The following is an 11,874-nucleotide window of genomic DNA, read 5'->3' as shown; positions in this document are numbered from 1 at the left end:
ACGACGGGGATCAGAACTTCTGGTCGAGCAGGCCCGTGTCGACGTTGTAGATGAAGCCACCCACCTCGACGCTCTCGGGGATGAGCGGGTGGCTGCGCACGCGGTGGACGTCGAGGCGCAGCTGGGCGAGCTGGTCGGTGACGACGTGGAACGGGTGCCACGTGGCGTCGGACCCGATCGACTCGCTGACGCGCTCGCGGATGGCCTCCTCGGAGCTGCTCGCCATGGCGCACCGGGTGTGCGGGATGACCATGACACGCGAGACGTTGAGGAGGTGGGTGCCCAGGACGATCGCCTCGAGGGCCGCGTCGGTGACGCGGGCACCCGGGTTGCGGAAGATCTTGGCGTCGCCCAGCTCGAGCCCGACGAGCCGCAGGGGCTCGATCCGGCTGTCCATGCAGGTGACGAGCGCGACGCCCGCCTTGGCGATGCCGTCGAAGCCGCCGGAGGTGAACGTGGAGGCGTAGGTGCGGTTGGCCTCGAGGAGGTCCTCGAAGCCCTGGGGGCTGCTGGGAGTGCTCACGGGGTCAACGTAGTGCGTCCGCCCCTACCCGACGGGAGGGGTCCGCGGGTGAGCCTGCGCACGCGTGCGGCCCAGCAGGGCGAGGGCCGCGAGGGCCGCGAGGAGCGCGAGGACGGCGGCCCCGGCGAAGACGGTCCGCTCCTGGCTGAGCGCGGCCTCGCGGAGGAGGCCGGTCCAGGCCGAGCACCGTGCCGAGCCGTCCGCGCAGACGGTGGCCGGGTCGGGCAGGTCCGCCTGCACGGCGTAGTACCGCCACAGCCCGAGCGAGGTGAGCCCGGAGGCGCCGAGGAGCATGCCGATGCTCCGGGCCACGACCGTGAGGGAGGCGGCCAGGGCGTGCACGTGGTCGTCGGTGGCGCCCAGGATCGCGGCGGTCACCGGGGTGATCGACAGGCCGAAGCCCAGCCCCGCCACGAGCAGGGCGGCGGTGGAGGTCCAGGAGTCCAGGGACGCGGCGTCCCACCGCGCCATGGAGACGAACCCGAGGCAGGCCAGGGCCATCCCGCCGGCCGCGACCGGCCCGGCGGGGAGCCGGTGGACGAGCCAGCCGCCAGCCACCGCGCCCACCGGCACGGCGACGAGGAAGCGGACCAGCACGAGCGCGGCCCCGAGCTGGGAGTCGGGGTAGATCGTCGTCCGGGCGAAGATCGGGACGTCCACGAGCGCGGCGATGAGGGCCCCGCCGACCAGCAGGCTGACCACGAGCGACCCCCAGGCGGGCCGCCGGGCCAGCGTCCCGCGCGGCACCAGCGGGGTGGCGGCCCGGCGCAGGTGCACGACCAGCCCGACGACCGCCGCCGCGCCGATGCCGAGGAACCACCACCCGCGGGGCGCCAGCAGCGCGACGCGGGGGTCGGTGGAGGCGAAGGCGAGGACGACGCAGCCCAGTGCCATGGCCAGGAGCAGCGCGCCCGAGACGTCCGCCTGGCGCAGCGAGCGCGACCAGCCGCGGACGTCGAGCAGGGGGTCCGCCGTGGTGCGCAGCCGCACCACGAGGCCGGCGGCCAGCGCCAGCACCAGGAGTCCGAGCGGGGTCACCCAGTCCCCGCCGCCGCTGACCAGCGGCACCCACGCGAGCCCGATCGTGAGGCGGGAGTACAGCGCCCCCGGCGGGTACCAGAGGAGGACCACCCCGGCCACGAGCAGCGCGAGCAGGACGGCGGAGAGGCGGTCGGGGCGCTGCCGGTCACGGACCGGGCCGGCCGACCAGCGCACCCCCACCGCGAGCCCCAGCCCGACGAGCAGGTTGAGCGCGAAGATGACCCGCCACTCGGTGACGGCCAGCACCGCCGCTCCCAGGAGCGGGCCCAGGAGCGCGCCCGTCTCCTGCGCGGCGGAGACCAGCCCGAGCGGGACTCCGCGCCGGTGCGCGGGGAACGTGTCGGCGACCATCGCCACCGTCACGGGCACCAGGCCGCCGGCGCCGACGCCCTGGAGGAACCGCCCGGCGACCAGGGTCGTCATGTCGGGCGCGAGGCCGGTGACCAGCGAGCCGGCGGCGAAGCCCAGCAGGCAGGCCGAGAGGACCGGGAGACGACCGCGGAGGTCGGCCAGGCGCCCGATGAGCGGGAGGATCGCCACGTAGCCCAGCAGGAACCCCGAGACGATCGGTGCGGCCCGCTGGAGCTGGTCCGGGCTGAGCCCGACGCCCTGCATCATGTCGACGAGGGCGAGGACCACGACGTAGGTGTCGGCCGCGGCGAAGCCGACGGCCAGCGTGGCGAGGACCAGGGTCGTGCGGGAGACGGGTCGGTGGACCGCGCGGCCGGCCGCGCCGGGTCGACCGGGGCGCCGTCGACGGGGCCCCGGCCGATCGGCCGCGGCCGACGCGGCGTCGGCGTCCGCCGCGAGAGTGGTCGGGGCATCGGTCTCCGGCTCGCCCACCGGCTCACCCACCGGGTCGCTCGCCGGGTCGCTCACTGGGTCCATCACTGGGGTGCGGAGACGTCCGGGGCGTCCCCGTAGTCGGTGAGGTCGACGGTGTACGTCGTGTCGCTCGAGGACCCGTAGAAACCGCCCGACACCTCGGCCGAGCGCAGCTCGTCGTCGGAGGTGAGGAGGTAGGTGACCGAGACGTCCCCGTCGGGCGCCCCGGCCTCGCCGACGACGGCCGCGACGAGGTCACCCGGGACGGTGCCCGTGTAGGGCGTGAGAACCTCGGCGTTGTCGGCGCCGCCACGCACGGCGTCGCCGGCGGCGAGGTCCGTGGTGGCGCGCAGCAGGGCCGGCACGCCCGTGTCCTCGTCGAGCAGCAGGGTGGGGTCGGGCGCGCCGTAGTCGGCCGGGTCGATGCTGGTCCAGCCCGTGGTCAGCGGGAGCTGCGCCCACACGTCGCCGTCGACGGCGACCACTGGGACCTGGGGCTCCAGGCCCGCGTAGGACAGCGTGATCGTGCCGTCGAAGGCGGGGGCCGCGGTGAGCGAGCCGTCGGCGGCCACGAGGGCCGCGATCCCGCTGGGCGGGTCGTCGGTGCTGATGGCGACGTAGACGCCGGTGGTGCCGGCCAGGGTGGCCGCGGCCGCCTCGACGGCGTCCTGCGGGCTCTCGGCCGGGGCCGCGTCGTCGCTGCAGGCGCCGAGGAGGGGCAGCGCGGCGAGCGCGGCCACCGCGAGGAGCGGGGTGACGGCGCGGCGACCGGTGGGCGGGAGGGCCATGGGCTCATCCCACCACACCGGCCGGGTCGGACGCGTCAGCCCGGCGCCCGGCACGCCAGCGCGCCCGGGCGCCGCCTCAGTCCTCGTCTGCGCCGGCCGTGCCCTCGTCCTGGCCTGCGTCGTCCTGGCCCGCACCCGCGGCCGGCAGCCCGAGCGCGTCGGCGACCCGCGGGCCCACCGCGACGACCGGCTGCGGCAGCGGGGTGCCGGAGCCGTCGCGGCGACCGGTCGGCTCGGGCAGGTCGACGGGGGAGCCGTTGGCCGCGGCGGCGCGCGCCGGCCCGGGGCCGACCCAGGCGAGCTGGAGCCGGTCCTCGCCCTTGAGGAAGCGGTGGCAGCGGACGCCGCCGGTGGCCCGGCCCTTGGCGGGGTACTCCGCGAACGGCGAGACCTTCACCGTCCCGTGAGCGGTGCCCGGGAGCGCCTCCCCGGAGCCGGCGATGGTCACCACGACGGCGCCCTCCCCGGCGTCCGGGTCGAAGGCGCCGAACGAGACGACCTCCTGCTTCGCGGCGAGCTTCACGCCCGCGATGCCGCCGCCGGCCCGACCCTGCGGCCGCACCGACTCGGCGGAGAAGTGCAGGAGCTGGGCGTCGGAGGTGACGAAGCAGAGCTCCTCGGTGCCGGTGGTCAGCTGGACGACGCCGACGACGCGGTCCTTGCCGTCGAGGGTGACGACCTCCCACTCGTCGCGGTTGAGGACCTCGGGCTTCACCCGCTTGACCACGCCGCCGCGGGTGCCGAGCGCCAGGCCCGGGCCGTCCTCGGTGATCGCGACCAGCGCGAGGGCCCGCTCGCCCTTGTCGAGCACGAGCAGCTGCTCCAGCGGCATGCCGCCCTGCAGGTTCGGGTCGTTCGCGGACGGCGGGAGCGTCGGCAGGTCCAGCACCGACAGGCGCAGCAGCCGGCCGGCGTCCGTGACGACGCCGACGTCGGCGCGGGCGGTCGTCCGCACGGCCGAGATGACCACGTCGTGCCCGGCCCGGCCCTCGCCGCGTCCGGGCAGGTCCCCGGCGGTGCTGCGCGCGACGAGGCCCGCGGAGGACAGGTAGGCCACGCACGGGTCGTCGGCGACCTCCAGCGGGGTGGCCGAGGCCTTGGCCGGGGCGCCCGCGGACTCCAGCAGGACGGTGCGGCGCGGCGTCCCGTGCTCGGCGGCGACCTGGGCGAGCTCGTCGGAGACGACCCCGCGGAGCAGGGCGACGTCGGCGAGGATGGCGTCGAGCTCCTCGATCTCCCGGCGCAGCTCCTCGGACTCCTTCTCCAGCTCCAGGCGGGAGAAGCGGGTGAGCCGGCGCAGCTGCATCTCGAGGATGTACTCGGCCTGGATCTGGCTGAGGTCGAAGACCGTCATGAGGCGCTGGCGGGCGGCGCCGGTGTCGTCGCTGGAGCGGATGACCGCGATGACCTCGTCGATGTCGAGGAGGGCGACGAGCAGGCCCTCGACGAGGTGCAGCCGGTCGGCCTTCTTGCCCCGGCGGAAGCTGGAGCGGCGCCGGACGACCTCGTAGCGGTGCTCGAGGAAGACCTCGAGCATCTCCTTGAGGCCCAGCGTGCGCGGCTGGCCGTCGACGAGCGCGACGGCGTTGATGCCGAAGGAGTCCTCCAGCGGCGTCTGGCGGTAGAGCTGCTCGAGGACCGCCTCCGGCACGAAGCCGTTCTTGACCTCGATGACCAGCCGTAGGCCGTTCGTGCGGTCCGTGAGGTCCTTGAGGTCGGAGATGCCCTGCAGCTTCTTGGTCTGCACGAGCGTCTTGATCCGCTCGAACAGCTTCTCCGTGCCCACGCCGTACGGCAGCTCGGTGATGACGATGGCCTTGCGGCGGCCGACCTGCTCCACGCGCGTGGTCGCGCGCATCTTGAAGGAGCCTCGGCCGGTCTCGTAGGCGTCACGGATCCCGTCGAGGCCGACGATCTTGCCGCCGGTCGGCAGGTCCGGGCCCGGGACGAAGCGCATGAGGTCATCCAGCCCGGCGTCGGGTTGGGCGATGAGGTGCCGCAGGGCCTGGACGACCTCGACCAGGTTGTGCGGCGCGCAGTTCGTCGCCATGCCGACCGCGATGCCGGCCGAGCCGTTGACCAGCAGGTTCGGGATCGCCGCGGGGAGCACGGACGGCTCGAGCTCGCGGGAGTCGTAGTTCGGCCGGAAGTCGACCGTGTCCTCGTCGATCGAGGTGGTCATCGCCAGGGCGGGCGAGGCCATCCGGCACTCGGTGTACCGCATGGCGGCGGGGGAGTCGTCCGGCGAGCCGAAGTTGCCGTGCCCGTCGATGTAGGGCAGACGCATCACCCACGGCTGGGCCATCCGCACCAGCGCGTCGTAGATGGCGCCGTCGCCGTGCGGGTGCAGCCGGCCCATGACGTCCCCGACGACGCGGGCGGACTTCACGTGGCCGCGGTCCGGCAGGAGCCGGTTGTCGTGCATCGTGTAGAGGATGCGGCGCTGGACGGGCTTGAGGCCGTCGCGGGCGTCGGGCAGCGCCCGGGAGTAGATGACCGAGTAGGCGTACTCCAGGAACGAGCTGCGCATCTCGTCGCCGACATCGATGTCGAGGATGTGCTCCTCGAAGTCGTCCTCGGGCGGCGGGGTGGTGGTGCTGCGTGCTGCCATGGGCGTCATTCTCGCCGCGCCGTGGCCGACTCGGCGCACCCGGGGGCCCGTCCGGCGCGTCCCGGCACGCCCCGGGGCTCCCGGAGCCCGGGCCGAGGCCCGCACAGCGGTAGATTGCGGGGCGTGAACGACGGCGCGTCCCCCACGTCCGCTGCCTCCCCGGCCGCTGTGCCCGAGGAGATCCCGCCCGCGCCGCGACACTGGGCGGCCGACGTCCTCCTGCGCGACGGCCGCACGGCCCACATCCGGCCCATCACGCCCGAGGACTCCGAGCTCCTCGTGGAGTTCTACGGCCGCGTCTCGGACCGCTCGAAGTACTACCGGTTCTTCTCGCCGATGCCGCGCCTGTCCGACAAGGACGTCTTCCGCTTCACCCACGTCGACCACCGCAACCGGGTGGCCTTCGTGCTCATGCTGTCCCAGCAGATGATCGCCGTGGGTCGCTACGACGTCATCCGCCCCGGCGAGGCCGAGGTCGCGTTCCTGGTGGAGGACCAGCACCAGGGCCGCGGGATCGCCCAGGTGCTGCTCGAGCACCTGGCCCAGGCGGGGCGCGAGCGCGGCGTCGACAAGTTCGTCGCGGAGGTGCTCCCCGACAACACCCGGATGATCCAGACGTTCCGCGACGCCGGCTACAAGGTCGTCAGCGAGTACGAGGACGGCGTCATCCAGCTCGAGTTCCCCATCGACGCCACCGACACCGCGATCGGGGTCATGCAGGCGCGCGAGCACCGTGCCGAGGCCGCCTCGATCCAGCAGTTCTTCCACCCGCGCTCGGTGGCGATCATCGGCGCTTCCCGCCGACAGGACACGATCGGCCAGACGCTGGTGCGCAACCTCGTCACCGGCGACTACTCCGGCCGCGTCTACGCCGTGAACCCCACCGCCAGCGCGGTCTCCGGCCTGCCGGCGTACTCCAACGTCGTCGACATCCCGGACGACGTGGACCTGGCCGTCGTCGCGGTGCCGGCCGACGCGGTCCAGGACGTCGTCCTGGACTGCGCGGCCAAGGGCGTCCACGGCCTCGTCGTGATCTCCTCGGGCTTCGCCGAGACCGGGGAGGAGGGCCGCGCTCGCCAGCGCCGGCTCGTCGGCCTGTCCCGCTCCTACGGGCTGCGGCTCATCGGCCCCAACTGCCTCGGCATCATCAACACCGACCCGAGCGTCTCGATCAACGCCTCGCTCTCGCAGGTGATGCCGCCGCGCGGTCGCGCCGGCTTCTTCTGCCAGTCCGGCGCGCTGGGCTCCGCGATCCTGGAGAAGGTCCAGAACCGCGGCCTCGGCCTCTCCACGTTCGTGTCCGCGGGCAACCGCGCCGACGTCTCCGGCAACGACCTCCTCCAGTACTGGGAGGAGGACGACGCCACCGAGGTCGTGATGATGTACCTGGAGTCCATCGGCAACCCGCGCAAGTTCTCCCGGATCGCCCGCCGCGTCTCCCAGCGCAAGCCGATCGTGGCCGTGCGGTCCGGGCGCACCACGCAGGGCGTGCCCATGGGCCACGCGGTGCGCAAGATCGCCGCCCCGCCGGCGGCCGTGGACGCGATGTTCCGGCAGGCCGGGATCATCCAGGTCGACACGCTGGAGGAGATGTTCGACGTCGCCCAGCTCGTCGCCCACCAGCCGCTGCCGCGGGGGCGCCGGGTCGCGATCGTCGGCAACTCCGACGCGCTGGGCCTGCTGGCCGCCGACGCGGCCGCCGCGGTCGGGCTCGTGGTGAACAAGTCGGTGCCGCTGGGCGCGGAGGCCGACGCGTCCGACTTCGAGGACGCCCTGGACGCCGCCATCGACGACCCGGACGTCGACTCCGTCATCGCCGTCTACATCCCGCCGCTCAACGTCACCGGCGACGAGGTCGCGAACGTGCTCGCCGCGATCGGCGAGCAGTCCGACAAGCCGCTGGTCTCCAGCTTCCTCGGGGTGGAGGGCGTGCCGGAGCTCCTGCGCGTCCCGGACGTCGCGGGCTCGACCGCCGGCCGCGGCTCGGTGCCGTCGTACCCGGCGGTGGAGTCGGCCGTGCGGGCGCTGGCCCGGGTCGTGGAGTACTCCGTGTGGCTGCGGACCCCCGAGGGCCACCCGGCCGAGGACGAGAGCGTCGACGTCATCGGCGCCCGGACCCTGGTGGCGGACCGGCTGCGGCGGGCCTCCGGCGCGGTCGACCTCTCCCAGGAGGACGTGGCCACGCTGCTGCGGGCCTACGACATCGAGCTGGTGCCGTCCGTGCCCGTGGCGAGCGTCGGGGAGGCGATCGCGGCCGCCGTGCGGATGGGCTGGGACGTCGTCCTCAAGGCCACCGCCGAGCACCTGCGGGAGCGCCCGGACCTCGCGCACGTCTGGCGCAACATCGACGGTGCGCACATGATGCGGGACGCGTGGGCCAACCTGACCTCGGTGGTCGGGGACCCCGCGCGGGCCGGGTTCGTCGTGCAGCGGACCGCTGCGCCCGGCGTCCCCGTCTCCATCCGGTCGCTCGAGGACCCGCTGTTCGGGCCCGTCGTCTCGTTCGGGATCTCCGGTCCGCTCACCGAGCTCCTGGAGGACCGCGCGTACCGGATCCCGCCGCTGACCGGCCGGGACGCCTCGGCGATGGTCCGGGAGGTGCGCTCGGCGCCGCTGCTGTTCGGTTACCGCGGGGCCGACGTCGTCGACATCCGCGAGGTCGAGCGGCTGATCCAGCGGGTCGCGCAGCTCCAGCACGACCTGCCGCAGGTCTCCTCCCTCGAGCTCGGCCTGGTGCTCGCCGGGCCGGACGGTGCCAGCGTCCTCAACGCCGAGGCCCGCCTGGAGCCGGGGCCGGACGCGCGCTCGGACTGGTTCGTGCGGCGCCTCGGCCAGCAGGCCGGGGACACGCTGCCGACCTGAGCCAGGCACCTGGCGGGCACCTGGCCAGGGGATGCCCGGCGGGCGGTCCTATGCTCGCGGCGTGATCATCTCCGACCACGCCGGGCTGCTCTTCGTCCACGTGCAGCAGACGGGCGGCGCCGCCGTGGCGGCTCGGCTGGGCGAGCTGCTGCCGGACGCCCGCAGCCTGCCGGGGGTCGACCGGCACGCCACGCTCGGCCAGCTGCTGCGCGCCGAGCCGGGGCTGGCGTCCTACTGGACGTTCGGGCTCGTGCGGAACCCGTGGGCCCGTGCCTGGTCCTGGTACCGGCACGTCGAGCGGGTCCGCACCGCCGCTCGGCCGGACGCGGGGGCCGATGCCTCGGCGAGCCCGGGCGAGGCGACGGAGCGCCGCCAGCAGTTCCTCGTGGAGGTGGGGGAGACCTGCCCCGACTTCGAGTCGTTCGTGATGCGCGGGCTGGGGGAGTACCAGCGGCTCCAGACCCCGCAGCTGCGCTACCTCACCACGCGTGGTCGGCGCGCGGACCTGATCGGCCGGCAGGAGACGCTCGAGGCGGACCTGCGCGCGGCCGTCGCCCGGCTCGGCCTGCCGTGGACGCCGCTCCCGGAACGTCCTGCCGAGGACCCGGAGGCCTACCGCCCGGCCTACACCGAGGCGATGCGCCGGCGGGTCGAGGCCGTCTTCGCCCGCGACGTGGCCACCTTCGGCTACGAGTTCTGAGGACGGCGGCAGGACGGACGCCGGCGGCGTGCCCGGATGTGTGCGCTGGCTGCGACGGCCGTGCCCGAGCGTGCAAGACTGACGCCATGCGCAGCACCCGGACCGACGACCGCGACCGGCAGACCGACCTCCGCCAGGCCATCGACCGGACCGGGTACTACCCCGAGGTCGTCGCCTCCGGCGTCGACGCGGCCCTCGCGGGCGAGGAGGTCGTCTCCTTCTTCGTCCACCACGAGCCGACGTTCGAGCACGACGAGGTGCGCCGCCACCTCTCCGTCCTGGTGCTCACCCCGACCCGGCTGGTGCTCGCGCACACCGACGAGCACGCCGGTGACGACCTGCTCCCCGAGCCGTACACGTCCACGTCCACGGAGGCGATCCGGCTCGGTTCGGTGACCTCGGTCGTCGTGACCCGGATGGTCACCAACCCCTCCTCCGGGCCCAGCACCCCCGCCGAGGCGAACGTGACGATCGGCTGGGGCGGCGTCAGCCGCGTCGACCTCGAGCCCGCGGGCTGCAACGACCCGAGCTGCGAGGCCGACCACGGCTACACCGGCGTCCTCGCCTCCGACGACTTCTCGCTGCGGGTCTCCGCGGCGGCCGACGGCGTCGACGCCGTCTCGGGGCTGCTGGCGTTCGCCGAGAGCCTCTCCTCGCTGACCCACGGCTCCTGACCGGCCCACGCCGCCCATGACGGACGCCCGCTTCAGGCTGCCCGCCTACGGCAGCCGGTCGCTCTCGGACGTGGTGCCCGCTGTCGCGCGCGCGCTCGGGACCCCCCTGGACGGGTTCCCGGCCGCCGGCGGTCTCGAGCTCGAGGCCGCGCCGGCGTTCGTGGTCTTCCTCGTCGACGGCCTGGGCCTGCGGCTGCTCCAGGAGCACGCGGACGTCGCGCCGTACCTGGCCTCGCTCACCCGGCAGGGAGGATCGCTCACCGCCGGCGTGCCCACCACGACGGCCACCAGCCTCACCAGCCTCGGCACGGGGCTGCTGCCGGGCGCGCACGGGGTCGTCGGCTACACCTCCCGCGTGCCCGGCACGAACCGGCTGCTCAACGCCCTGACCTGGGACGCGGACGTCGACCCCCGGGAGTGGCAGCCGCACCCGACGGCGTTCGCCCGGCTGCGTGCCACCGGTTGCGACGTCACCGTGGTGAACAAGCGCGAGTTCGAGGGCTCCGGGCTCACCACGGCCGCCCACCGGGGCGCCGACTTCGTGGGTGCGGACCGGACCGGCGAGCGCATCGCCGCCGCCGTGGCCGCCGCGTCGGGACGCCCCTCGCTGACGTACCTGTACGACAGCGACCTCGACTGGACGGGGCACAAGCACGGTGTCGACAGCCACCACTGGCAGGCTCAGCTGGCGATGATCGACGCGCAGGCCGAGCAGCTGCGCGAGGAGCTGCCCTCGCACGTCCGCCTCGTCGTCCTGGCCGACCACGGGATGGTGGACGCCGACCCCGCGAGCCAGGTGGACGTGGACGTGCGCACCGAGCTCCGCGACGGGGTGGCGCTCTTCGGCGGTGAGGCGCGCTTCCGCCAGCTGTACTGCCGGGCGGGGGCCGTGGCCGACGTCGCGGCGGGCTGGCGCGAGGCGATGGGGTCCGACGCCGTCGTCCTCACGCGGGACGAGGCGGTGGCGGACGGCTGGTTCGGCCCGCTCGAGCCGGGGGTCGCCCCGCGGGTCGGGGACGTGCTGGTGGCCTGCAGGGGCCGGGCCTCGGTGGTCGCCGGGGTCGAGGGCGCCTACGAGGCCCAGCTGGTCGGGATGCACGGCTCGCTCACCGACGAGGAGATGCTCGTCCCGCTGCTGGTGGACTGAGCGCTCAGACCCTGTCCATCGGGCGGTGGGGCTCCGGGGGCAGCGCCACGCGGATGTCGTCGCCGGGGCGGACCTCCCCGCCGGCCAGGACCACGCCCATCACCCCGCCGCGGCGCTCGACGGTGCCGTCCTCCCCGCGTCGGACCAGGTGGCCGAGCAGGCCGGGGGAGAACTCCTGGATCTGCACGCACGGGTTGCGCAGGCCGGTGAGGGCCACCAGCGCGCCGTCGCCGAGACCGAGCACGGTGCCGACGGGCAGGTCGACCAGGTCGATCCCACGGGTCGTGAGGTTCTCGCCCAGCTGGCCGGGGCCGACCTCGAAGCCGGCCTCGGCGAGCTCGTCGAGCAGCTCGCCGGCGATGAGGTGCACCTGTCGCAGGTTCGGCTGGGTCGGGTCCTGCGCGACCCGGGAGCGGTGCTGGACCGTGCTCCCCGCGTGGGCGTCCCCGTCGACCCCGATCCCGGGCACGAGCGTGACCGCCGCGGCCGGCTCCTTGCTGAACGCGTGCTCCGGGGAGCGGTGCACGGCCTGGACGACGGGGCTCCGGCCGTCACCGGGGCTGGACTGTGGCGTCATGGCGGCAGCCTAGGGACGCGGACGTGTCGGTGCACCCGGGTATCGGCTATCTCGCGGTGCGCTCGCCGCCTGGGCATGATCGGGGTGGATGCGGTGCACCTGCTGCACCCCATCCACCCCGATCCT

9 protein-coding genes are annotated in these 11,874 nt (G+C 74.5%); 4 read left to right on the top strand and 5 right to left on the bottom strand.

What is annotated here, in order from left to right; translation table 11 throughout:
* Positions 1 to 10 precede the first annotated feature (10 nt).
* The 4 genes from E8D37_RS01835 to E8D37_RS01820 form a co-directional block, all read right to left on the bottom strand.
* Positions 11 to 523, bottom strand: coding sequence for a carbonic anhydrase (locus E8D37_RS01835; RefSeq protein ID WP_136568081.1), 513 nt, complete (start codon positions 521 to 523; stop codon positions 11 to 13).
* 24 nt (positions 524 to 547) lie between these two features.
* A complete protein-coding gene (locus tag E8D37_RS01830) occupies positions 548 to 2,443 on the bottom strand; it encodes an MFS transporter (protein WP_240770134.1) in 1,896 nt (631 codons plus the stop codon).
* 8 nt (positions 2,444 to 2,451) lie between these two features.
* Positions 2,452 to 3,177, bottom strand: a complete 726-nt coding sequence (locus tag E8D37_RS01825) for an LppX_LprAFG lipoprotein (protein ID WP_136568079.1) — start codon at positions 3,175 to 3,177, stop codon at positions 2,452 to 2,454.
* A 76-nt stretch (positions 3,178 to 3,253) separates the two neighbouring features.
* On the bottom strand, positions 3,254 to 5,788 hold the full coding sequence (locus tag E8D37_RS01820) for a DNA topoisomerase IV subunit A (RefSeq protein WP_136568078.1): 2,535 nt from the start codon (positions 5,786 to 5,788) through the stop codon (positions 3,254 to 3,256).
* Positions 5,789 to 5,911: 123 nt separating this feature from the next.
* Here E8D37_RS01820 and E8D37_RS01815 point away from each other — a divergent pair, with 123 nt between their 5' ends.
* The 4 genes from E8D37_RS01815 to E8D37_RS01800 all read left to right on the top strand — a co-directional run bounded on the left by E8D37_RS01815 (position 5,912) and on the right by E8D37_RS01800 (position 11,171).
* Positions 5,912 to 8,650 carry a bifunctional GNAT family N-acetyltransferase/acetate--CoA ligase family protein gene (locus E8D37_RS01815; RefSeq protein ID WP_240770133.1) on the top strand — a complete coding sequence of 913 codons (2,739 nt, stop codon included), beginning with the start codon at positions 5,912 to 5,914 and terminating at the stop codon, positions 8,648 to 8,650.
* Between the two features lie 61 nt (positions 8,651 to 8,711).
* Positions 8,712 to 9,350 carry a sulfotransferase family 2 domain-containing protein gene (locus E8D37_RS01810; protein ID WP_168929575.1) on the top strand — a complete coding sequence of 213 codons (639 nt, stop codon included), beginning with the start codon at positions 8,712 to 8,714 and terminating at the stop codon, positions 9,348 to 9,350.
* 86 nt (positions 9,351 to 9,436) lie between these two features.
* The gene (locus tag E8D37_RS01805; RefSeq protein ID WP_136568076.1) at positions 9,437 to 10,024 is read left to right on the top strand and encodes a DUF5998 family protein; all 588 of its coding nucleotides are present in this window, start codon (positions 9,437 to 9,439) and stop codon (positions 10,022 to 10,024) included.
* 16 nt (positions 10,025 to 10,040) lie between these two features.
* On the top strand, positions 10,041 to 11,171 hold the full coding sequence (locus tag E8D37_RS01800; protein WP_136568075.1) for an alkaline phosphatase family protein: 1,131 nt from the start codon (positions 10,041 to 10,043) through the stop codon (positions 11,169 to 11,171).
* Positions 11,172 to 11,175: 4 nt separating this feature from the next.
* Here E8D37_RS01800 and E8D37_RS01795 read toward each other — a convergent pair whose 3' ends face one another.
* Positions 11,176 to 11,748 carry an MOSC domain-containing protein gene (locus tag E8D37_RS01795; RefSeq protein ID WP_136568074.1) on the bottom strand — a complete coding sequence of 191 codons (573 nt, stop codon included), beginning with the start codon at positions 11,746 to 11,748 and terminating at the stop codon, positions 11,176 to 11,178.
* Positions 11,749 to 11,874: the final 126 nt, after the last annotated feature.

Source organism: Nocardioides sp. GY 10127, from assembly GCF_004919085.1.
Taxonomy (GTDB): Bacteria; Actinomycetota; Actinomycetes; order Propionibacteriales; family Nocardioidaceae; genus Nocardioides.
This window is presented reverse-complemented; position numbering and strand designations above follow the sequence as displayed.

Coding starts and splice junctions, on each gene's coding strand:
- E8D37_RS01805 (WP_136568076.1), top strand. CDS start 9,437: ATGCGCAGCACCCGGACCGACGACCGCGACCGGCAGACCGACCTCCGC.
- E8D37_RS01820 (WP_136568078.1), bottom strand. CDS start 5,788: ATGGCAGCACGCAGCACCACCACCCCGCCGCCCGAGGACGACTTCGAG.
- E8D37_RS01795 (WP_136568074.1), bottom strand. CDS start 11,748: ATGACGCCACAGTCCAGCCCCGGTGACGGCCGGAGCCCCGTCGTCCAG.
- E8D37_RS01800 (WP_136568075.1), top strand. CDS start 10,041: ATGACGGACGCCCGCTTCAGGCTGCCCGCCTACGGCAGCCGGTCGCTC.
- E8D37_RS01825 (WP_136568079.1), bottom strand. CDS start 3,177: ATGGCCCTCCCGCCCACCGGTCGCCGCGCCGTCACCCCGCTCCTCGCG.